The sequence below is a fragment of the Chitinophaga sp. genome, from assembly GCF_039596155.1.
Taxonomy (GTDB): domain Bacteria; phylum Bacteroidota; class Bacteroidia; order Chitinophagales; family Chitinophagaceae; genus Chitinophaga.
In genome coordinates, this window is sequence record NZ_JBCNKF010000001.1 from 274,441 (window position 1) to 298,110 (window position 23,670).

The following is a 23,670-nucleotide window of genomic DNA, read 5'->3' on the forward strand; positions in this document are numbered from 1 at the left end:
GTTCTTCTTTATCGGGAATCGGCATGATATGGAAAGGATAGTGTAAAGATACTGCCTTCACCAACTATACTATCCACAGTGATGGTACCATTATGTTCGGTTACAAAGGTTTTAACAATTGATAACCCCAGTCCGGTACCTGCTATCTCATCTACATTACTTGCCCGGAAAAATGGTTGAAACAGGTATTGCAGATCTTCAGCCGGTATACCTATACCATCATCAATAATCCGGATGATTACTTTCTCCGTTTCAAAATTCAATTCAACTAACGGGAGCTTTTCTCTTGAAAATTTAAAGGCATTGCCTACAAGGTTCATGAATATTCTGGTCAACTGATTCTGGTCAGCATATATATCACGTGGAGTACCTGTTATACTGAGTTCAAAGGTGCGTGTATCTTCCGGATCTGCAAAATAATTAGCACGTAGTGTACTGAGTAGCTGAACGACATCTGTCAATTGTTTGTTCAGAGACATTCGTCCGGACATAATGCTATTAATTGTAAGCATTTCATCCAGCATACTATTGAGCCGGAAAATTTCAGTAGTGATGCGGGAAAGGTTTTTCTCATAAAAAGCGTCCATCTGCTGGTTATTAGACAACCTTGCCGCTAGTAATTCTACCGCCGCTGATATGGCAGTCAGCGGTGTTTTAAATTCATGCGATGTAATAGCAATGATATTGCTGGCGTTATTTAATAAGTTCACAGCGTCCTGTGATAATACGGTAGTATGCTCTTCTTGTTTCATTTGTCAGCTATTAAAAAGCGCGCATGTGGCAAAATGGGTATGCACGACTTGTAGAGAATATTTCACATAAAAAATAATGTTATATTAATTACAGTTTTGCGAGTGTAAGAAATAAAAACTACAAAAACAAGGTAGGTAATTACCCCCTAATTTTAAGATGAAATTGTGTTATAAGCGGGAATAATTTTAATTTGCTCAGAAATAAGAATGAACATTTTTTTAATCGAGATGTTATTAAAATAGACACATAGAATTTTTTATAATAGCCATTTTAAGATAGGAGTTAATTTAAGGTAATGTGTAACCTATTGCGGATTTGTTAATTATAAATTCATACTGGAAAGAGGGTTTCTGGAATCATTTTTGTTCCTTCAAAAAATATTGAAGCCATATCATATTGAAAAAAATAACCAAGTCAATTATTCACCTATGATCAACATTGGAATAATAGAGGATAACTATTTTCAATTAAATAATTACCGGGAATTTCTCGAAGATTTTCAGGAGTGTAAAGTTGTCTTTGCCTGCAAATCAATGGAGGAATTCAGAGAGCTTTCTTTGAAAGATGTAGATGTCAATGTCATTCTTTTAGATATCTCTTTGCCAGGTGAATCTGGTATACAAGGTATGCATGAATTGCGGAATGTATATCCCTCAGCTAAAATCATTGTTTTATCCGGGCACGATGGTAAGCATTACGTGATTGAATCAATACGTAACGGTGCAAATGGATATATTATTAAGACAAGCAGGCTAATGGAAATCTATCATTCCATATTAGATGCTATCAGTGAGGGTGGAACACTATCCCCTAAGGCAGCGCATCTGCTCATTAATCATATTAATAAGGACCCGCTGGAAAATGTAAAACATAAGCTGACTAAGAGAGAATATGAGCTGCTTGGGCTGCTCAAAGAAGGCTACTCATATAAGGAGATGGCAGATAAGTTATATGTTACAGTATTTACAGTCAACCAACATCTGAAAAAAGTATACCAGAAATTAAATGTTGCTTCAAAATCAGAATTGATATCAAAAATCTGGTCCAATAGTTTGTGCGCAGCCTTATTATTTGCGGGTTTTGCAGGACTTTATTCAGTTCATTATTTTATTGCATAATGTGAGTTGTCCAAACCGGCTTACTATATTAAGTATGCACGTTTATGCTATAACGCTGATTTATACTCTTGTGAGTAATAGTGTTTGAGTAAATGATCAACTAATATTGTATACGGAAAGCACGGAAGAAAAAACCTTCAAATAATAAATAGGAACAATGTTTTTAAGTAAGGATTATTTACCCCGGTTTGTTTTTCCGGTCCTTCTCTGCTGTTTCTTTATGTCTTGTGTTAGTACGAAGCAGTCGGTGTATTTTCATGACTTGCCGGATACTGTATTGGCACCCATACAAGGAAATTTTGAGCCGGTTATACAGAAAAATGACGTTCTTCAGATTACAGTCAGTTCGATGAATGTGGAAGATGTGGTTATTTACAACACACCAAGCATGGCGACTGTAGGCGGCGTTGCAAGTGCCGGACCCCAGGCAACAGGATTTTTAGTAGACGATTCAGGGTATATACAATATCCTGTTTTAGGTCAGGTGAAAGTAACGGGACTTACCAAGTCACAACTTTCCAAATCGATACGGGAACAGCTTACAGCGCGCAAATTACTTATAGATCCCGTGGTAAGTGTAAGGTTCCTCAACTATCGTGTTACTGTTATTGGTGAAGTCACCAGGCCACAGGTTGTAAACATCGGTAGTGACAGGGTTACAATTCTCGAAGCACTGGGTTTAGCCGGCGATATCACTGCATTCGGTAAGAAAGATAACGTCATGCTGATACGTGAGAGTGAAGATGGAACCAGAACAGTGAAAAGGCTTAACCTGAATGACAGATCACTGTTATCATCGCCTTATTATTACCTGCGCTCTAATGATGTTGTTTATGTTGAACCAAATAAGGCAAAGGTGGCAAGCACCAATACGACCCGACAGGTATTACCACTTATTCTGAGTGGTCTCTCAATACTGGTAATTGTTATAGATAGGTTAGTGGTTCATTAGCATATATAGATTTTAAACTTACGAAGAAACCATGTGGCAAGATTGTATCGGTCTTGTGGAGTGCTATGCTTGTTATTGATTTATTTTACCCCATTCTTTATTAAATCGTTGGCTGAATTACATGCAAAAAAGTAAAACAGATATTCGTAAACAACAGGACGATCAGACGGATGTGTTAGATCTGCTCAGGAGCCGTTACCAGCCTTATTGGCCATTATTTGTGCTCGCAGGCCTGATTGCTTTTGCTGCTGCTTTTGTATATCTGAGATATGCAACGCCGGTGTACAGGATCACAGCAGAATTGCTCATCAAAGATGATGCAAAAGGTATGGATGGTTCAATCCTTTCTTCTCTGGACCTTTTCGGATCAGGTAAGCAAATAGATAACGAAATTGAAATATTGAAGTCCAAAACACTTGCCAGGCAGGTTATCAGGGATCTGAACCTGTATGGTGAAGTAGTGGAAGACGGAAAAATAAGAGATGTTGTAGTCTACCAGCAGACACCGTTAAAAATGTTGTTCCTGGAGCCCGATCATATACTGCCACTTGAAAATAAAGAGTTACCAATTCGCATAAACGAATCGGGTCAGCAAGTGTCTATAGGTAGTACTACCTATCATATGGGTGATACCGTTCAAACTCAATGGGGGCGCATGGTTTTCCTACCTGGTAATGTGAAAGTGGATAGCAGGCACAACTATTTTTTGCACATCTCCGGAGAGAAAATACTTACTTTGCAGATGACAGCAAATCTCAAGGTAGGACAAGCTAACAAACAGGCAAATGTAATCAGCCTTGAGTATAACGATGTCGTTCCTGCAAGAGGTGAAGCAGTGCTCAATGAACTCATGAAAGTATACGACGCCGCTGCTATCGAAGACAAAAACAAAATGAGTGCAAAGACAATGGCATTCGTAGAGGAACGCCTCAGGATTGTCACCAATGAACTGGGTCAGGTAGAAGGTGAGATCGAAAAGTTCAAAACGAATGAAGGTGTTGTGGATATCGGTGAACAAAGTAAAATGTTTCTGGAAAGCGTAAAGGACAATGATACAAAGTTGACAGAAACGAATATGCAGCTTTCGGTATTAAATTCAATTGAAGACTATGTCAAGGGCAGGAAAGAAGATGAAAATATGGTACCAGCTACTTTGGGATTAACAGATCCTGTATTGCTGGAACTGGTGAACCGGCTTTCCGAAACTGAAATGCAGCTCATCCGCCTGAAAAAAACGACAGGTGAAAATAGTCCTTTGCTGTCCAGCCTGCAGGAACAGAAAAAGAAACTCACTCCCGCCATCCTGGAAAATGTGCGCAGTTTGCGTGCTAACCTGGAAGCCGGTAAGCAAAAGCTGATGATGGATAATGCAAAATATAGCAGCATCCTCAGATCTGTGCCAAGTAAAGAAAGAGCACTCTTGTCCATCAGCCGTCAACAGGCGATTAAAAACAACATTTATACCTTCCTGCTGGAAAAGAGAGAAGAGACAGCCCTGCAATATGCAGCAGCTATTTCCGATAGCCGTATAGTAGATGCGGCAGAAGCAGATACGGCTCCTTTCAGTCCAAGAAGGTCCATGATATTAGGTCTTTCAGTATTAGGCGGCCTGGCATTGGTAGCCGGGTTTATAGCCCTGAAAGATATGTTGAACCGGGAAGTAATGTTCCGTGCGGATATTGAAAGGGCTACCAGTGCCCCTATTGTGGCCGAGGTCATCGAGGGAGACCCTACTCATCCGATTGCTATCACAGACGGTCGTCGTACAGCAGTAGCGGAACAATTCCGGGCTATGCGTACCTCTCTTAGCTATATTGGCATTAATGGGTCAAATAAGACCGTTATGGTCACTTCTTCGATATCTGGTGAAGGGAAGAGCTATATTTCCATTAACCTGGCTATAAGCCTCTCTTTGATGAAAAAGAAGGTGGTGCTGCTGGAATTTGACCTGCGCAAGCCGAGAGTAAGTAAAATGCTGGGGGTAGCTCATACACCTGGTATCAGCAACTACCTGATTGGGCAGGCGGTATTAGGCGAGATCCTGAAGAAACCCATCGAGGGGAATGATCATTTTTACCTGCTGCCATCAGGTGTGATCCCTCCAAACCCGACAGAACTGATTTCAAATGGCCGGCTTGAACATTTATTAGCATCATTGTCCGCCACTTTTGATTATATCATCATAGATACCGCTCCGGTAGGCCCGGTAACAGATGCCCGCCTGCTGGCGCCATTTACAGATGCCACTCTTTTCGTGGTACGACATCAGCATACACCTAAGTTCCATCTTCGTATGATCGACCAACTATATCATTCACAGGAACTCGGAAAAATAAATATCGTATTCAATGGTATCAAAATGCGTGGTATACCGGGATATTCTTACGGTTATGCCAACGGTTATGGTTACGGCAATGGATATGGATATGGCTATACCGATGAACATCAGAACGGCACTGTTAAAAAGAAAGGATTAAACCGCCTTTTTAAGTAAGCCAGATTGCAGCACACCGCAAAAAAGTTTTGATTTTACATTTCAGCATTTAAAGAATCATTAAGACACTCATGGGACTGAGGAGGCGAAGCTATGCCTTCTGGTCACCAACCTTGCCCGCCTGTCTTTGTAAATTCCACTACATCGCATTCCGATTGATTAATTAACCGTTAAAACCATTCCCATGGAAAAGAATCAGAATTTCTGGTATGCAGTGTATACCAAACCAAGGTGGGAAAAGAAAGTCGCAGAGTCATTAATTCGTAAACAGGTCGAAACCTATTGTCCCATCAACAGAGTCACCCATCAGTGGAGCGATCGTAAAAAAGTAGTGGAAGAGCCGCTATTTAAATCTTATGTATTTGTTCGCATCCCGGAAGGTATGAAAACAGTCGTACGTGAAACAAACGGTATCGTCAACTTCGTATACTGGCTGGGGAAACCCGCTCGTATTCCTGAACATGAAATTGACCTGATCAAACGTTTCCTTCATGAGTACGATAATGTTGAAGTGGAAAGTTTTCCTATTCAGCAGAATGACCTTATCCAGATCACTGCCGGTCCGCTCATGCACCATCGCGGAAAGGTACTGGAAACAGGGAAAAATACCGTCAGAGCTGTATTATACAGCATGGGATTCGCGCTGACTGCTACCGTGAAGAGAAGCGAACTGGTTCTCCTGAACAGCTCTCAGTTCAGTCAACAACGTTCAAACGTTTCGCTCTAACCCCCCGCTTTACATGCAACATATACTCCTTTGTGGCGGGTCAGGAACCCGCCTCTGGCCGCTGTCTAATAAACAGACGCCTAAACAGCTATTGCCTTTATTTGACGGTCAGAGCTTACTGCAGCTTACCTGGCAGCGAAATGCCTTTGCATGCGACAGCCTGCTGGCTATTGTAAATGAACAGCAATTGACTACCGTCGCCGCGCAACTCCGGGAGTGCGGTGCTGAACATGCCCGCTGGATTGCTGAACCTGTTGGCCGGAATACGGCCGCTGCTATTGCGCTGGCCGCATTCATCGCTGATCCTGAAACGATCCTCCTCATTACCCCGGCAGATCATCTCATTGGCACGCCAGATATCTACGCGCAAACAATTTTTACAGCAGAGAAACTCGCCGCAAATAATCAGCTTGTCACCATCGGACTGCAACCAACCTATCCTGAAACAGGTTACGGATACATTCAGCATGATGGCTATGATGTCGTACGCTTTACCGAAAAGCCGGATATCATTACTGCAGAAGCTATGCTCAACAGTGGTGATTACCTCTGGAACAGTGGCATCTTCTGTGGCAAAGCAAAGGTATTGCTCCAGCAGCTGCAACAGTATGCACCTGCTATTTATACTGCTGCGGCCGTTGCTGCACAGGAGTACCTGACAACAGGTGCAATCCGGCTGCCTACCATGGAGGCTATTCCCGCTGATAGTATCGACTACGCAGTATTAGAGAAGAGCCACATTGTGAAAGTCGTACCCAGCAAAATGGAATGGAGTGATGTGGGAGGGTATGAGGCACTGGCCGATGCACTCGCTAAGCATTATCAGTATAGCAATAACCAGGCTGTCTTTATTCAAAGTGACCCTGTCAACAGCATGGTGCTGGGCAAAGATAAACTGGTTGCATTGGTAGGGGTGGAGAATGTGGTAGTGGTCAATACACCCGATGCCTTACTCATTTTACAAAAAGGAAAAGGACAGGAAGTGAAACACCTGCATCAATGGGTAAAAGAAAACAGACCTGAATTACTTTAAAATGTCACTATGCAAGTAAATGATAAAATTTATATAGCAGGTCACCGCGGTATGGTAGGCGGTGCCATCGGAAAGAGATTACAAACGTTAGGGTATAACAATCTGCTGGTGCGTAGTTCTGCTGATTTAGATCTGCGTAACCAGGCTGCCGTTGATGAATTTTTTGCCAGTGAACAACCCGATTACGTATTTCTCGCAGCCGCCAAAGTAGGTGGCATTCATGCTAATAATACCTACCGTGCAGAGTTCCTGTATGATAATCTCATGATAGAGAGCAACATCATTCATGCTGCTTACAAACACGGTGTTAAAAAACTCATGTTCCTGGGAAGCTCCTGCATTTATCCCAAAATGGCTCCACAGCCACTTACCGAAGATAGTCTGCTGACAGGACCATTGGAAATGACCAATGAACCTTATGCGATCGCAAAAATCGCCGGCATCAAACTCTGCGAAGCTTACCGGGATCAATACGGTTGCAATTTTATCAGTGTTATGCCAACGAACCTTTATGGTATCGGTGATAATTATCATCCTGAAAATTCACATGTATTACCTGCACTGATCCGCCGTTTCCATGAAGCAAAGGAGGCAGGTAAACCCAGCGTAACGGTATGGGGTAGTGGTACACCACGCCGTGAATTTTTGTTTGCCGGCGACCTTGCAGCTGCCTGTGTTTACCTCATGCTCCACTACGACGGCAAAGAACTCGTAAATATTGGCACCGGCGAGGACCTGAGCATCAGAGAACTGGCCGAGACAGTGAAAGACGTGGTATGTTATGACGGCAAAATTGTATTTGACCCGTCAAAGCCAGATGGAACGCCGCGTAAACTGATGGATGTTTCCAAACTGCATAGCCTCGGATGGAAACACACTACCGGCTTGAAAGAAGGATTAGTACAGGCGTATGCGGATTTTCTGAAGAAACGTCATATGGCCGTTAGCTGAGTTTTTTCTATTGCTCATATTGTTAATTAAATAAACTGATGAAAGTAATTGTAATAGGTACCGGATATGTCGGCCTGGTTACCGGTGCATGTCTTGCTGAAGTGGGAACTGAAGTTGTTTGTGTAGATGTAAATGAAACCAAGATCAGGAACCTTGAGCAGGGCATTCTTCCCATTTATGAACCCGGGCTGGAAGAAATCGTGACCCGCAATACTTCCAATGGCAGACTCTCTTTCAGCACAAACCTGGGAGCTGTTATTCCTGGTGCAGCGATCGCTTTCATTGCTGTAGGAACGCCTCCGGGCGAAGACGGTAGTGCGGATTTACAATACGTATTGCAGGTAGCCAGAGAGATTGGTCAAACCATGACCGACTATCTGGTGGTGGTAACTAAATCTACTGTACCCGTAGGTACGGCTGTGAAGGTAAACAGGGAGATTAAACAGGCTGTTATGCAGCGCGATGAATTGCTTGATTACGACGTGGCTTCCAATCCTGAATTCCTGAAAGAAGGTGCTGCCGTGCATGACTTTCTAAAACCTGACAGGATCGTAGTAGGTGTAAACAGCGGCAAGAGTAAAGAAGTGCTCGAACAGCTGTACAGGCCTTTTGTGCTCAACGGGCGTCCTATTATTTTTATGGATATCGCATCTGCAGAAATGACTAAGTATGCAGCCAATGCCATGCTGGCAACAAAGATCTCTTTTATCAATGATATCGCTAACCTCTGTGACCTGGTGGGGGCTGATGTGAATATGGTAAGAAAAGGGATTGGCTCTGATGCACGCATTGGTACCAGCTTTATCTATCCGGGTATTGGTTATGGTGGCAGCTGCTTCCCTAAAGATGTAAAGGCCCTGGTAAAAACCGGTAAGGAATACGGACATACCCTGCGCATACTCGAAGCTGTGGAAGCAGTGAATAATGATCAGAAATTAGTCATGTTTGATAAGATCAATAGTCATTACGATGGCGAGTTGTCCGGAATCACTTTTGGGATCTGGGGCTTATCATTTAAACCAGGTACGGATGATATGAGGGAGGCTGCAAGCCTGGTGCTGATCAATGCACTGCTCACTGCGGGTGCTTCGGTGAGGGTGTTTGATCCGGTAGCGATGGAAGAAGCGAAGAAGACACTGGGAGATACGGTGGTATGGTGTGAGGATATGTATCATGCGGTAGAAGGGGCAGATGCGGTCGTATTGGTAACGGAATGGAACGATTTCAGGTTGCCTGACTGGAACAGGATGAAAGGAATTGTGGTGTTTGACGGAAGGAATATCTACGACCTGCCTTATCTGAAAAGAAAAGGTATCGTGGCTTATGGTATAGGTACAACACAGCCAACAGAGATCGACGTATTAACTAAATAATAAGAAGGGCCTCCGGTGGGAGGTAAAATCAATTGTTAATTTTTAAAAACGATATAATATGAAAGTGGCCTTAATAACCGGTGTTAACGGACAGGACGGCGCCTACCTGTCAGAACTTTTATTGGAAAAGGGATACATGGTTCATGGTGTAAAACGCCGTGCTTCCCTCATTAATACCGATAGGATTGACCACCTCTATCAGGATCCTCATGATCCGAATGTGCGTTTCAAGCTGCACTACGGCGATATGACGGACAGCACGAACCTGATCCGCATCATCCAGGAAACACAGCCTGATGAAATATATAACCTGGCAGCGATGAGCCATGTAAAAGTAAGTTTTGATACCCCTGAATATACTGCCAACGCGGATGGTATCGGTACGCTTCGCATCCTTGAAGCGCTCCGCATCCTGAAGCTGGAAAAAAAGACCCGCGTGTACCAGGCCAGCACCTCAGAATTGTATGGTTTGGTGCAGGAAGTGCCGCAGCGTGAAACCACTCCTTTCTACCCACGTAGTCCATATGCTGTTGCAAAACTGTATGCTTACTGGATTACGGTTAACTATCGTGAGGCATACGGCATGTTTGCCTGCAATGGTATTCTTTTTAACCATGAAAGCCCGCTCCGTGGTGAAACATTTGTGACACGCAAGATCACCCGTGGTGTAGCAGCGATTGCACTGGGCCTGCAGGACAAGCTGTTCCTCGGTAACCTGGATGCACGTCGTGACTGGGGACATGCCAAAGATTATGTAGAAGCCATGTGGAAAATTCTGCAACAGGATACTGCAGAAGATTATGTGATCGCAACCGGTATCACTACACCTGTTCGCGACTTCGTAAGAATGGCATTTAACGAACTCGGAATTGAACTGGCCTTTACCGGCAAGGGTGAAAAAGAAGTAGCAATCGTTACCGCCTGCCGTAATAAAGAGTTTGTGTTGCCAATTGGTAAAGAAGTGGTAGCAGTGGATCCTGCTTATTTCCGTCCTACAGAAGTTGAACTGCTGATTGGTGATCCGACCAAATCAAAAACTAAACTTGACTGGCAGCCTAAATATGACCTGCCTGAACTGGTGAAAGAAATGGTGGCAGCTGATGTGGAACTATTCCGTAAAGAATCAGTAGCACAATTTGAACATCTCATTGGATAAAGTAAAAATACGGCAAAGCTATTGCCGGTTAAAGCCACTCTTTTATCTCTCAACAGCCTTTGCGGACTGGCAGCCCTGTAATATATACAGGGCATGCCCGCCGGCTGCCTTCTATCTCATCCATATCCCCATACTGGTTGTAGCGAACGGCCTGCTCCTTCGCGTCATCAACCATGAACTTTCCTCAATAGTTCTGTTTGTTTCCCGGCAGTTTTTTTTGTTTCGCTGCTGGCATTTGCTATACACTACGTCCTTGAAAAACCTTTTACATCAACCTGGAATTGCGTTCTAACCATTCCGCCGGAAGTCATGCCAGCGATGGGAAAAATAATATCTATCTGTATGAAGATTTTAGTGGAAAATTCGACCTGGAATAATATTGGAGACGGGTTTTATCAAAGTGCACTTTTTGTATTAATTAAAAAATTGTATCCGGAAGCTAATGTATTAATGGAAGAGGGGCCTATCCTCAGGGCATTTCGGCCCAGACGTGAATGGCAGAAGAAAAACGTTCTTCATATGATGAATTATCAATTTGCAGATCTGCATATTTTTTCCGGACCTGTCATTCGCCAGATACTGACGAATTACAAAGAAAAAATTCAACAGATCAGGGAAAGAGGAGAGCAATATGCACTGATCAGTGTATCAAGTGCAGGCATCTCCGATTCTTTGCGCATTGAAACAGGCGAATTTTTTCAGAAATATCCTCCGTTGTTATTTTCATCACGTGACCAGGACACATACCTGAAGTTCAAAGATTACGTGAAGAACTCCTATAATGGTATCTGTACGGCTTTTCTTGTAGATAAGATGTTGCCTGTTGATACACTTGATAAAGATTTTAAGTTTTTTATAAGCAGCTTTTACAAGGAACTGGAACCTTTTTACCGGGTAAATGGAGAAGTGGAAATAAGTCATGTAGAGCTGGAGCGTAAAAGGACATTCTTTGGACTGAGCCACCGTTTCAGTCGTCATCTCAACTGGTTAAGACCTGTGCAGGAAGCTGTGAACGGCCATAAAATTGTGAGGGTTAATCAGGAGCTGTCCACGCGGTTTAATCATATCAATTTTGCATTACCTAATTCGTTTTTAAGTTATAACCTGCTTTCTTACCTGGCCTTATATAAATCAGCAGATTTTACTGTGTCAGACAGGGTTCATTCCTGTGCAGTGAGTCTTGCTTTTGGTAAGCCTGCCCGTCTGCTGACAAATAGTCCAAGGGCTGGTATTTTCAGCCGGCTTGGACATGATTATAAGAAGGATCGTGGTATCATGTATCCTAATCTTGACATCATTGAATCAGAAGCGGAGAAACTATCTTCTTTCATAAAGTCATCTATTTAGTTTTGAGCAAAAAGAATCTTTCCGGAACACATGTGTTTAACAGTATCACCTGGATGTTGATGCAAACAGGTGCCACGAAGTTAACCTCTATCCTAGGCCAGATTGTACTGGCATGGTTGCTGGAGCCTGCGCAGTTTGGTCTTATCAGCCTGGTGTATACTGTGACCAGCATTGGTCTGATTATTCAGCAATTTGGATTGAACGATGTATTGATACGGCGGCAGAAAGCTTTCAACAACTGGCTTCCTTTATCATTCGGCATCTCCTGGGTATTTGGATTTGTGTCCTGTATTTTCCTGTTGATATTGGGTTATACAGGTAGCATATTGTATAAGGATCATAATATTTTCATCCTGGTTTCTTTCTATGCACTGACTACACCGCTGGATGCACTGAGTGTGATTCCGTTGACCAAGCTTCGGATCGAGTTGGATTTTAAAACGCTTTCTGTGATCCGGATCATGGAGACCGTGTTGACGATGGTGATGACGGTGGTGCTGGCTTACATGGGTTTTGGAGTATATAGTTTTGTTATACCCCCACTCATTGTTTCAGTTGTATCACTGATTGTAAAATACCGGGTGACCCATCTGAAAATTCATTTCAATATACACCTGCGCCGGTGGAAATACCTGACTGTCAGCAGTTCCTGGTCACTGGTCAATTCTATTGTGCAGCGTGTGATGGACCAGGCGGACTACATTACGCTGGGACTGTTGGTCAGTAAGACCATTGTGGGTATTTATTATATGGCCTTCAGCTTGTCGATACAGGTAATCGGCTTCGTGGCCAATAACCTGCCCAGTGTGTTATTCCCAAGCCTTGCATCTATTAAAGATGGCCAGCGGGCCAAGGATATGTTCAAGAAGAGTGTCACTTACCTGTCTGTATTTGGTGCAGCATTCGCCATCTGGCAGGGTGCAACGGCTTACTGGATCGTTCGGGTGTTCCTGTCTGCTAAATGGGTAGAGACCATCGTACTGGTGGAGATACTGTCTGTCGGCATGGCTTTTCGTGCAGTGGCATGGCTCTGGTCCACCCCCTACCGGTTAAAAGGCAGATTTGCCGGTATGGCTAAACAATCATTTTATGGATTGATCATGATGGTGATCCTGATCCTGCCGGGCACAATGCTCTGGGGAGTGTATGGCACAGCTGCAGGTGTTTCACTTTTTTATGTATTGATCAGTCCTTTCTGGTTATATAACGGATTTAAGCTCCTGGGAGGCACCTGGAAAGAAACGATACAGGTATTTGTTATACCCATTCCTTTAGCCTTGCTTTGTTACGGCAGTTGCTGGTACTTCTTCCGCTTTCTTTACCTGGGAGCTAATCCAATCACGGCTATGGTCCTGATCTCAGTAATTGGTTCGTGCCTCTATGTGGGTTGTATATACATCGCTATGCCAGATACATTCGCAGATATCAAGAGATTACTATTAGACAAATTTCCCGTCGCCAACGGAGTTAAACGTATGCTCACAAGGAACTAAACCAACTATGAAGAGTATTATTTCAACAGGACAAGGCAGGTTACACCTGATACAGTCCGCTATCGCCATCAAAGAGCAGGGAGTAGACGTGGAAGTGATTACGGGCTGGGTACCCGGTAAGCACTTTCCTGACAAATTTATTAATGCTATGGGAAAGCTGGTCGGCCGGAGCAACCTGGCGTACGGCTTGCGCAAACGCTCTCCTAAAGGATTCCCGAGAGAGCAGATCCGTACCTGTAGCTTCTCTGAATTTTATATACAGTTCCTTTTTATCCTTACCGGAAAGAAATTCCTTACCAGAGACAAAGCGGCAAGAATGGGATGGAAAGCTTTTGGTACCGAATCCAGGAAGTACATCCGCAACAGCCAGATCTTTCATGTACGCAGCGGTGCAGGCCGCGCAGGTGCAATAAAAAAAGCCCGCGCACAAGGCATGAAAGTAATCGTGGATCACAGCATTGCACACCCCAGTGAAATCAAGCGGCAACTTGATAAACTGCTGAGTGAGAGCAAAGAATCAAAATATATCAATATCTCGGATGGCTTTTGGAACGATGTATTGAAAGATTGTGAAGAGGCAGATATGGTGCTGGTAAATTCAGACTATGTGAAAGATACTTTCGTGGCCCAGGGATTTCCCGCAGAAAAGATCAAAGTGATACACCTGGGTATAGATGAGAGCTTTCATTCACTGAAGAAATCTTACGAGTCAGATACCATCCGCCTTGTCTTCACCGGCAACTTCGGCGTTCGGAAAGGTGCTCACCTGATTGTAGCAGCTATCGAACAGTTACAGGAGAAAGATTTCCCTTTTACCCTCGATGTGATCGGCAATGTGTCGAATGAATTTGAAATTCCTGACTGGTTTAGAAATCATCCGCGCATCACGCTGCATGGTTCTATGCCACAGGATCAGCTGAAAAAGTTCCTTGCCGAAAGTGACCTCTATATTTTCCCAACTTATGTAGAGGGTGCTGCACAGTCTGTGAAAGAAGCGATGGCCGCAGGATTGCCGGTGATCACGACAGTGAATAGCGGGGCACCTGTTAAGCACCTGGAAAATGGATTTCTGATTCCGGATGATAATGCAGCAGCGCTGGCCGACGCTATTCAGCAACTGACTGCCGACCTGGCACTAAGAAAGGAAATGGGACTTAAAGCAGCAGAAACAATTCGTACAGGTCATACATGGCAGCGATATGCACAGGAAGTAACTGAATTGTATAAAAACATGATCAACGCATGAATTTATTCAGAAACAAGTCGAATATAAGGATCGTATTGTACTCTCTGCTCAGCTCTGTGCAGATGTCATTTGTGGGTACGCTTATATTAAGTGAAGTGTATGCAGGTCTCTTCTCACTTAATTTCCGTCGTATCAAACAACTTCAGTTGAATAATCCTGATGTGAAGCGGATACAAAAGGCGTTGTTTATATTCCTGTTAATCCAGATGCTCAGTGATGTGCTAAATCATAACAGCATGAACAATATGCTGAGAGGTTGGGCGGCCATTGCAGTATCGCTGGTAGTGTTCACATTCATGTTCAGGATGTTCGACGATACTCCCAGGATCATCCTTGCATTTATGTGTGCGGAAATAGTGAGGTTGATCCTCTTTGGCGATTCGAATTTTGAGCAGGATACTTCTTCCGTAATGGAAGACTATTCGCTTTTTAAGTTCAAGATTGCACCGATTACAAACTATATTACTTACCTCATTACCTTTTATACTTATAATAAACGAAAGGATAAACTCACGGTGGCCATCCTCATTTTGTATGGTCTTATCAGTGTGGGACTGGATTACCGTTCCAATGGACTGTTCTTTATATTTGGCGGATTGATCATTCACTTCCGCAAGGTACTGATGAACATGACCCTTGCCAGGAAGATTGGGATAACCATTTTTGTGGCCATCCTTTTTCAGATCCTGTACATGTTTTATGTGAACGCAGTATTGTCTGGTGAGTTTGGTGGCAAGCATGCCGGTGATCAGCTATCAGAGACGGGCAATCCTTATAATCCTTTCTCATTGATAGGACAGGGACGCGGAGAATTCTTTGTCGCGATAGAGGCAATAAAAGATGCACCCTGGCTGGGACATGGCTCGTGGGCAGTAGATGAAGGCAACCATTACCGCAGCCTGATGTTCAAAGACCTTGATAAAGACAGGAGTCGCATGCTGGCAATGAGTAGCAGTGGTGTAATACCAAGTCATTCTGTGTTGCTGGGCGCCTGGTTATATGGAGGTGTCATTGCGTTTCTCTGTATTTTCTACATCTTCTGGCTGACAATGAAGCGGGCCTTTTCACTTATCGTGAATGAGCGGGCTATGGAGACACCGTACTATCCGATTATCGTATTGTTTACCATTCAGCTGCTCTGGATATTCCCATTTTCCCCTTTGCCACATATCAGGAGTTTGCTGCCACTCATGATCGGTTTTATACTAACCATTTACCATTCAATACAAAACGAAGAAGATGATGAAGAAGAAGATCTGCTTCCTGACAACGGGTGATATCACTACCATAGCTACGATGAAGCGAGCCCTGGGTATGGCCAATCCGCTGGCTGATCTGGGATGGGATGTATCTATTATTGCGATGGACTGTGCTGAGAATAGGGAAAGGGCTGGCATAGAATGTGGTCCTGATGTGGCTGTACATTATTACAAGCCAGCGGGTATGAATGCTGAGGTACAACAAAAGATCGCATTACTGAAAGAGATCCGTCCCGATTTTATTTATTTCTGCTCTTTTGGATTCCGTAACTGGATACGGAAGAGTGCCCTGGGTTTCAGCCCGCAAATGGTGATTGAACATTCCGAACTGCAATCAGGTATTCCGGATAATAAAGGATTGAAGAAGATCATGGCACACTTTATTGAATCATTATCTGTGGTCTATGCAGATAAACTGATCTGTGCCAGCCGCTATCTCGAGACTTTCTATCGTAAGAAATCAAAGCAGTTCATGCGTCGCAATATGTCTGTACTGTATTCTCCCTATGCCTATAGCACAGAGGTGATCGATGCACCGAAGCTACACCTCGATGAGTTGCAGGCAAAGTATGCAGGAAAAACGGTGCTCATCTACATGGGTACAATGACCCGGAACTATGGGTTGTTCACCATGATCGATGCTGTCAAAGCAGCCGTGAAAGAGACACCGGATATCAAGCTGTTGCTGCTGGGGAGAGGCCGGCACCTGGATGAAGCGAAAGCCTATGTAGCTGCGAATAAACTGGAAGCATACATAGAGTTCCTGGGCTATGTACCGGAGACGATGCTGAGTTCATATTTCGAACTTGCAGATGCCTTCATTTCCCCATTAAATAATACGGTACAGGATTGGGCGCGTTGTCCCAGCAAAATCTACATGTACATTCCTTTTCATAAACCAGTGTTCACCTGCAATATTGGTGAGCCGAAAGAGATCTTTGGTGAAGAAGGATATTATTTCGACAACGACCAGCCGGGTTCCCTGGCTGAGTTGATTACGGGCCTTGTCCGGCAGCAGCTGGAACGCGTGCCATTGGACGTTGCAGCGCATAGCTGGACAACCCGTTCCCTTGAATTTTCCAACTGGATACTACAAAAAGAACCGATGTATGCATAAAGCGATTTTACTTTCCAAAGGAGAAGGGAATTTTTATTTCGGTTTCCATGACCTGGTGGCATGGAATAAAGCAGGCGATAAACTACTGGCATTAAGAATCGATGACATGCTCACGCCACCCAACCCTGATGTACCATGTGACATCGGGTACCTCGATAAGGACGGGCGATTTCACAAAATGGGAGAGACGTATGCGTACAATTATCCGCAGGGAGCCCGGCAGCAATGGATTGGTCAATCAGACCTGTTCATTGTCAATGACAAGATCAATCATGCATGGCGTTCCAGGATCTATGATACCAGGACCGGAGAATGTACCGCACTGGAATTTCCTACCCATGTAATTACTGATGATGGCTGGGCGTTTGGGTTGGACTATGCACGTTTGTTCAGAGTAGGTGGTTATGGGTATACAGGTTTGCCGGATGCATATGCTGCTGAAGATGCACCTGCCAGTTCGGGTATCGTTAAGCACAATGTATATACCGGCGAACATGAGCTCATCATTTCTGTCGCGGAAGTGGCTAACTACCAGATGAATGCCAACCTGGGTAATAATCATTATTTCACGCATTTATTGCTGAATCCTTCACAGAAGAGAGTCGCCTTTTTACATCGTTATAAACTGAAAGATGGTGGTGAAACGACCCGGCTGATGACGATCAATACTGACGGTTCTGAGTTACATTGCCTGGCTACCGGTTTCCTCAGCCACTTTGACTGGCAGGATGATCAACACATTGCGATCTGGGGTCGTACGGGTAGTAGTGTAGAGAAGCTGCGTGGTTCATTGTTGTATCGTATGCTACCATCTGGCCTGGTAGGAAAGGCAAAGAAGATTATCAAAAAGATCTTATATAAACCTAAACCAGGTGTGAACAGTAATCCGGGTTTCAACTGGTTGTTATTTACAGATGCAGAAGGCGCACCGCATTCCCTGCTGGCGAAAGATGTCATCACAGAAGACGGACACCCGATGTTCTGCCCTGCGAACAGGGACTGGATGATCTGCGATACTTATCCTAACAGCGAAGGTATCCGCACCTTGTTCTTATTCCAATACAGTACACAGCGTCGTGTAGACCTCGGCACTTATAAAATGCTGGATCAGCAGCCTGACCTCAATAAATCTATGCCATTCCTGCAGGGTGTGGATAAGACAGTGTTAAAAGCATTCTCGCCTCAGCAAATGGCCTTTACCCGTAGTGGTTTGCACTGTGATCTGCACCCACGATGGAAAGGAGATGGTACGATGGTGGCGTTTGATTCTATTCATGAGGGCAGCAGGCAGATTTATGGATTCGATGTAAGTGATATTATTAAATCAAAAGACACAACTCCTGCCCATGAACGACAGGCAGCACATTCCGGGGTTTGATGTCTATCGGACCTGTTACCGCCTTTAATGCTATATGCATACAAACTAATATTATGATCGCCATCTTGCAACCTTATATACCTCACTACAGGGAGGAGTTTTTCAACATGCTCAGGGAGCAGTTGCCAATGGACCTGTATTGTTATGAGAAGCAGGCTGATATTGGCAAGCATCATTTCAAGGAAGGAAATACAGGCATCATTCCATTGCGTGCTATTGTGAAAGGTCCATTCGTGTTCTATAATCCATTTACACTGCTGAACCGGAAATATAATGTACTGGTGTTGATGTTGCATTTCGGCCACCTGAGCACCTGGCTGATCCTGTTAATGAAACCTTTCATCAAACAGAAGATCGTGCTGTGGGGACATGGCATTTCTGTAAAGCGGTATGTGAAGGAAGAAAAGAAGCCACACTTATTGCTGCGCTGGATGATCGCCTTGTCTGACGGGGTATGGTTCTATACCAGGAAAGAACTGGAAGTATGGAAAGCATTTATGCCAAAATTGAACGGGCATGCATTGAATAATACTATTTCCGGTGTAGATGCAATCCTTGCACTGGATATACCGGATAAGCAGGCACTGAGGGCCAGTTATGGTATAACACAACAACGGGTGCTCATCTATTGTGCAAGATTTAATGAGCCGGGCAGAAGAGTGGACCTGTTAGTGGAATTGATCGAGACTTTATCTCCTGAAGCATTTGCCTTCGTGATCATTGGTGATGGAAGACTAAAGCCAGATTTCTCTGGTTATCCTCATGTGCACGACTTCGGCGCACTTTACGACCGGAAGGTGAAAGATGAGCTCTTTAGCATGGCGGATATTTATTTTCAGCCGGGATGGGTCGGCTTGTCAATCGTGGAAGCGATGTCGTACGGTAAGCCGGTGTTCACATTCAGACGTTCCGAATCTATCCTGCAATGTGTAGAATATAGCTATATCAGGCATGGTCACAACGGAATGATCTTCGATAACATGAAAGATTGTGTAGATGCACTGGCGTTGACTACAGAACAGGAAATAAACAGTATGGGCGAGAATGCCCGTGCTTATGTAAAGCAGGAATTAACGATGGATACTATGGCGGATAACGCCCTGACTGCCATTCGGCATATTTCTTTACCCAAGCCACAACTACATGAAGACGCAAAATAAATTATGGCCACTGGAGGTCTGCCGGGGACTGGCAGCCTTGTACGTGGTCATGCACCACTCAAGAGAATTGCTACCGGCGCCGATAAGGCCTTTGTTATTGTTTGGCCAGGAAGCGGTGATCCTTTTTTTCCTGCTCAGTGGTTTTGTCATTCATTACAACTACAGCACGAAGTCAACATTTGACAGGAAGGATTTCCTGTGGAAACGCTTCGTACGCATCTATCCCATTTTCATCGTAGTGATGTTACTGACTGTGGGCATTGATCTTGTGATCGGTAGCGGGGATGCTCATACAGACCTGCGCAGCTTTGGGTATAACCTGCTGGGGTTACAGGATTCACAGTTACAGAAACCGGGCATCGGGTATCCGACCTTTGGCGATAATGATCCGCTGTGGAGCCTGGGATATGAAGTGTGGTTTTACCTGTTCTATGCGATTACAGGTGCTGCAATGTTTAACAGGAATTTACTGGCAGTCACCATACTCTCTGTGATAGCTGCGGTGGTGTTTTCTTTCTTTCCCAACAAGGCTTGTCTTACATTATTATATCTCCCTATCTGGTGGCTGGGGGCTGCACTGGCAGAGGCATCACTTTCCAACAGCCAGCTACCTTTCTGGAAAGGTATGGGGAGTTTACTGGTCACACTGGCTGCTTATGTGGCTGCCAGTTACCCGGCGATCAGAACGAGTCATGGTACTATCGGGTTACATCCTTTTATTGAAATCAGGCATTTTATAGCAGCGATTGGTTTTGCTGTGGTGTGGATGGGCGCGGCACGGTTTGTACCAGCGGAGAAATTCCGGTGGATGGAACCGCTGGCGTTTTTAGCACCTATTTCTTATGGCATCTATATCGTACATGTACCGTTGCTGCGGCTGGTAAAGCATTATATGGGCCCTGGTGCACTGACCTGGATCTGTTTTACAGGACTGACTTTAGTGATGGCTTACCTGTTAGAAATACATTTTCAGAAAAGGGTGGCCATACCCTTGTTGATTAAAAAACGTAAGAAAGCAGCTGTTGCCATGCCGGTGATCAGCGCAAAAGCATCATAATGAAAATCTTATTTATTGTTCCTTCTTACAAGCCGGCTTATATATACGGCGGCCCGATTGTAGTGATAGCCAGGCTGGCTGAGAGACTGGTAAGCCTTGGGCATGAGGTGACTGTATACAGTACAACTGCCAATGGTCAACAGGAACTCGACGTACCTGTGAAGACACCTGTACAGGTGGATGGTGTAACGGTATACTACTTCCCGAGAATTACAGGCGATCATACGCATGTATCTCCTTCATTGTGGAAGCATACCTGGAAAACGGCCAGATCATTTGATGTTGTGCATATTCATTCATGGTGGAGTTTCCTGGTATTGGGTGCTTCGCTGATGTGCCGACTGAGAGGCATCAAGCCTGTACTTTCTCCCCATGGCATGTTCTGCGACTATGTGTTGACGGCAAAGAACCAGGCAAAGAAAAAAGTGCTTCACAACGTAATCGGCAAGAGTTTGCTGAAGCATACTTACCTGCATACCTCTTCTCCCATGGAATGGAATGAATGTCTGCGCATCAATAATGGCTGGCAGGGCGCAAAGATCTTTAACCTGGTAGACTTGCCTGTAGTAGAGTTTCCCCGCCGGGAAAACGAGGTGTTTACCATTAGTTTTCTTTCCCGCGTGGATCCCAAGAAGGGATTGGATATTCTGCTCCTGGCCTTATCAAAAGTGACTTTCAGGTACAAACTGCAAATCGCAGGATCTGGTGAAGAAGCTTATGTGGCTACGTTGAAGTCGATGGTAACGACCTTGAATATGGAAGATCATGTAGAGTGGGTAGGATGGAAGAATTCAGAAACAAAGTTTCCTTTCCTGGCAAATACAGATCTGTTTGCACTCACCTCTCATAATGAAAACTTTGCTATCGTGGTGATTGAATCATTGTATGTAGGTACGCCGGTGTTGATCAGTAACAATGTAGGATTGGCCGGTTATGTGGAGCAAAACAGGCTGGGATGGATTACAGGTATCGAGGATATTGAGGAAGTGAGAGCGAAGCTGACAATGGCTTATAATGATAAGCTGGAACGAAACCGCATCACCGCTACTGCGAAGGATATTATCAACAGGGATTTCAACGAGAACAAGCTGGCAGGTGATTATGTCACATTGTATCAAAGTTCAGGAACAGCGAAAAAGGTTATATAATATGGGTCTGGCAGTCATTATTCTTACTTACAATGAAGAGAAACATATCGGCCGCTGCCTGGAGAGTATGCGGCAGGTATCGGATGAGATTTATATCGTAGACGCATTTTCTACCGACAATACGGTAGCAATTGCAGCGCGCTATGGGGCTACAGTGTTCCAGCGAAAATGGGTGAATTATGCACAGCAATTTCAGTGGGGATTGGATAACTGTGGAATCAAAGCCCCCTGGGTGATGCGTATGGATGCCGATGAATACCTGGAACCGGCACTGATCAACGAGATCAATGAAAAAGTGAAGGGACTGCCTGCAGCAGTGAGCGGGGTGTATATCCGCAGAAAGGTGTTATTCAAAGGGAAGTGGATCAGGCATGGCGGGTTCTATCCACACAATTTATTGCGCATCTGGAGAAATGGTATAGGGAGTATAGAGCAGCGCTGGATGGATGAGCATATTGTATTGTCGGAGGGAAAGACAGTACAGTTCAAAGAAAATATCGTGGATTATAACCTGAATGAGATACACTGGTGGGTGAACAAGCATAATAACTATGCCATCCGGGAGATGGTAGACCTGCTGAATATTAAATACCGCCTGCTGGAAGCGGATAAGCGTTTGCTGGAAATGGAGAGCACGCAGGCAAAGAGAAAGCGATTCCTTAAAGAGCGGGTATATTCTTCTTTATCGCCTGGTATGCGGGCCTCTTTCTACTTCCTGTACAGGTATGTGTTGCGGTTGGGTTTTATGGATGGGTACCACGGGTTTGTATTTCACTTTATGCAGGGGTATTGGTACAGGTTGCTGGTCGATGTGAATTTGAAAGAGTTTGAACAGAAGTTGAATGGAGATACAGGTAAGGAAAAGATGCTGGCATTGCTGAAGGAGGATTACAATATTGTGCTTAACTGATGTGGATGAGGAAGAAGATCTTTTTTAGTGCAGGTTATTTCCTGCTTTTGATTTACATCGTGTTCTGGGCACCGTGGAGAACAGGGGTAAAGTTAACGGCAGCAGAACGGTTAAGATTACATCCTATTGTAGATAGTGTGAAGGATTTGGTCAATAATCACGGCGGAACATGGTGGAAACATGCCTTTTATTTCTCCTTAAACTTTTTTGGTAATGTCTTCCTGTTTATTCCATTTTCGTTTGTGATGATGTGGGTATTCGGGATGAAAAGTATGATAAAGATTGCCTTATTAGGTTGTTTGTTAAGCCTGGCCATTGAAATAACACAGTATTATACGGAAACAGGTGTAGCTGATGTAGACGATATATTACTGAATACCATAGGCGCCATAGCCGGGGTTTATTTATGCCGCTTTTTTCAAAACCAAACTAAATATTTCATACGCCGATGAACACCGATCTATCCAGGTTTAACACAGGTAACTATGCAGCCGGACCCAAGTGGAAAATCGGATTATGGTACCTGGTTAACTATTACGTTTTTAACAGTGCTTTGCCATGGCCCTATGGCATGAAAGTAAGGCTATTGCGCTCATTTGGCGCGAAGGTGGGTAAAGGTCTTGTGATCAAGACCAAAGTAAGGATCAAATATCCCTGGAAGTTATCCATAGGCGATCATTGCTGGATTGGGGAGAGTGTGTGGATTGATAATCTTGACGAGGTATACATCGGTAATCACGTGTGTATATCGCAGGGTGCGATGTTGCTGACGGGTAATCATGATTACAAGCGTAGTGATTTCCCTTACAGGCTGGGGGGCATCCGCATAGAAGATGGAGTGTGGATAGGAGCACAGTCGGTAGTTTGTCCAGGTATAGTATGTGGCTCCCATGCGGTGCTGACTGTGAAGTCAGTCGCAGCGAAAGATATGGAAGCCTGGAGTATATATGCAGGGAATCCTGCTATTTCAGTACGTAAAAGAGAGATTCTAGCATAGT

21 protein-coding genes are annotated in these 23,670 nt (G+C 44.2%); 20 read left to right on the forward strand and 1 reads right to left on the reverse strand.

Annotated features, from left to right (window positions below):
* Positions 1 to 8: 8 nt before the first annotated feature.
* A complete protein-coding gene (locus ABDW33_RS01030; RefSeq protein WP_343688206.1) occupies positions 9 to 752 on the reverse strand; it encodes a HAMP domain-containing sensor histidine kinase in 744 nt (247 codons plus the stop codon).
* Positions 753 to 1,181: 429 nt separating this feature from the next.
* Between ABDW33_RS01030 and ABDW33_RS01035 the strand changes: the two genes are divergently transcribed.
* The 20 genes from ABDW33_RS01035 to ABDW33_RS01130 all read left to right on the forward strand — a co-directional run bounded on the left by ABDW33_RS01035 (position 1,182) and on the right by ABDW33_RS01130 (position 23,669).
* Positions 1,182 to 1,871, forward strand: coding sequence for a response regulator transcription factor (locus tag ABDW33_RS01035; RefSeq protein WP_343688207.1), 690 nt, complete (start codon positions 1,182 to 1,184; stop codon positions 1,869 to 1,871).
* A 220-nt stretch (positions 1,872 to 2,091) separates the two neighbouring features.
* On the forward strand, positions 2,092 to 2,823 hold the full coding sequence (locus ABDW33_RS01040; protein ID WP_343688208.1) for a polysaccharide biosynthesis/export family protein: 732 nt from the start codon (positions 2,092 to 2,094) through the stop codon (positions 2,821 to 2,823).
* Positions 2,824 to 2,944: 121 nt separating this feature from the next.
* Positions 2,945 to 5,317, forward strand: coding sequence for a polysaccharide biosynthesis tyrosine autokinase (locus tag ABDW33_RS01045; RefSeq protein WP_343688209.1), 2,373 nt, complete (start codon positions 2,945 to 2,947; stop codon positions 5,315 to 5,317).
* A 184-nt stretch (positions 5,318 to 5,501) separates the two neighbouring features.
* On the forward strand, positions 5,502 to 6,044 hold the full coding sequence (locus tag ABDW33_RS01050; RefSeq protein ID WP_343688210.1) for a UpxY family transcription antiterminator: 543 nt from the start codon (positions 5,502 to 5,504) through the stop codon (positions 6,042 to 6,044).
* Positions 6,045 to 6,057: 13 nt separating this feature from the next.
* Complete coding sequence (locus tag ABDW33_RS01055) at positions 6,058 to 7,077, forward strand: sugar phosphate nucleotidyltransferase (RefSeq protein WP_343688211.1); 1,020 nt, start codon at positions 6,058 to 6,060, stop codon at positions 7,075 to 7,077.
* 9 nt (positions 7,078 to 7,086) lie between these two features.
* On the forward strand, positions 7,087 to 8,028 hold the full coding sequence (locus tag ABDW33_RS01060) for a GDP-L-fucose synthase (protein WP_343688212.1): 942 nt from the start codon (positions 7,087 to 7,089) through the stop codon (positions 8,026 to 8,028).
* 38 nt (positions 8,029 to 8,066) lie between these two features.
* On the forward strand, positions 8,067 to 9,401 hold the full coding sequence (locus ABDW33_RS01065; protein WP_343688213.1) for a UDP-glucose/GDP-mannose dehydrogenase family protein: 1,335 nt from the start codon (positions 8,067 to 8,069) through the stop codon (positions 9,399 to 9,401).
* Positions 9,402 to 9,459: 58 nt separating this feature from the next.
* On the forward strand, positions 9,460 to 10,557 hold the full coding sequence (gene gmd / locus ABDW33_RS01070) for a GDP-mannose 4,6-dehydratase (RefSeq protein ID WP_343688214.1): 1,098 nt from the start codon (positions 9,460 to 9,462) through the stop codon (positions 10,555 to 10,557).
* Between the two features lie 342 nt (positions 10,558 to 10,899).
* Positions 10,900 to 11,904, forward strand: coding sequence for a polysaccharide pyruvyl transferase family protein (locus tag ABDW33_RS01075; protein WP_343688215.1), 1,005 nt, complete (start codon positions 10,900 to 10,902; stop codon positions 11,902 to 11,904).
* A 2-nt stretch (positions 11,905 to 11,906) separates the two neighbouring features.
* Positions 11,907 to 13,397, forward strand: coding sequence for an oligosaccharide flippase family protein (locus ABDW33_RS01080; protein ID WP_343688216.1), 1,491 nt, complete (start codon positions 11,907 to 11,909; stop codon positions 13,395 to 13,397).
* A 7-nt stretch (positions 13,398 to 13,404) separates the two neighbouring features.
* Positions 13,405 to 14,643, forward strand: coding sequence for a glycosyltransferase family 4 protein (locus ABDW33_RS01085; RefSeq protein WP_343688217.1), 1,239 nt, complete (start codon positions 13,405 to 13,407; stop codon positions 14,641 to 14,643).
* Positions 14,640 to 15,920, forward strand: coding sequence for a hypothetical protein (locus ABDW33_RS01090; protein WP_343688218.1), 1,281 nt, complete (start codon positions 14,640 to 14,642; stop codon positions 15,918 to 15,920). Before ABDW33_RS01085 ends, ABDW33_RS01090 begins: the two co-directional genes overlap by 4 nt.
* The gene (locus ABDW33_RS01095) at positions 15,883 to 17,019 is read left to right on the forward strand and encodes a glycosyltransferase family 4 protein (protein ID WP_343688219.1); all 1,137 of its coding nucleotides are present in this window, start codon (positions 15,883 to 15,885) and stop codon (positions 17,017 to 17,019) included. Before ABDW33_RS01090 ends, ABDW33_RS01095 begins: the two co-directional genes overlap by 38 nt.
* Positions 17,012 to 18,397 (forward strand): hypothetical protein, encoded by a 1,386-nt coding sequence (locus tag ABDW33_RS01100; protein WP_343688220.1) that lies wholly within the window; start codon positions 17,012 to 17,014, stop codon positions 18,395 to 18,397. The genes ABDW33_RS01095 and ABDW33_RS01100 overlap by 8 nt, the downstream gene beginning before the upstream one ends.
* Before the next feature lie 53 nt (positions 18,398 to 18,450).
* Complete coding sequence (locus ABDW33_RS01105; RefSeq protein WP_343688221.1) at positions 18,451 to 19,557, forward strand: glycosyltransferase; 1,107 nt, start codon at positions 18,451 to 18,453, stop codon at positions 19,555 to 19,557.
* Entirely contained in the window at positions 19,541 to 20,614 is a 1,074-nt protein-coding gene (locus ABDW33_RS01110; protein ID WP_343688222.1) for an acyltransferase, read from the forward strand. Before ABDW33_RS01105 ends, ABDW33_RS01110 begins: the two co-directional genes overlap by 17 nt.
* Positions 20,614 to 21,762: a glycosyltransferase gene (locus ABDW33_RS01115; RefSeq protein WP_343688223.1), complete on the forward strand. Its 1,149-nt coding sequence runs from the start codon at positions 20,614 to 20,616 to the stop codon at positions 21,760 to 21,762. The genes ABDW33_RS01110 and ABDW33_RS01115 overlap by 1 nt, the downstream gene beginning before the upstream one ends.
* A 1-nt stretch (position 21,763) precedes the next feature.
* Positions 21,764 to 22,672 carry a glycosyltransferase family 2 protein gene (locus tag ABDW33_RS01120; RefSeq protein WP_343688224.1) on the forward strand — a complete coding sequence of 303 codons (909 nt, stop codon included), beginning with the start codon at positions 21,764 to 21,766 and terminating at the stop codon, positions 22,670 to 22,672.
* A gap of 5 nt (positions 22,673 to 22,677) precedes the next feature.
* Positions 22,678 to 23,124 carry a VanZ family protein gene (locus ABDW33_RS01125; protein WP_343688225.1) on the forward strand — a complete coding sequence of 149 codons (447 nt, stop codon included), beginning with the start codon at positions 22,678 to 22,680 and terminating at the stop codon, positions 23,122 to 23,124.
* Entirely contained in the window at positions 23,121 to 23,669 is a 549-nt protein-coding gene (locus ABDW33_RS01130) for a WcaF family extracellular polysaccharide biosynthesis acetyltransferase (protein WP_343688226.1), read from the forward strand. The genes ABDW33_RS01125 and ABDW33_RS01130 overlap by 4 nt, the downstream gene beginning before the upstream one ends.
* Position 23,670 lies beyond the last annotated feature (1 nt).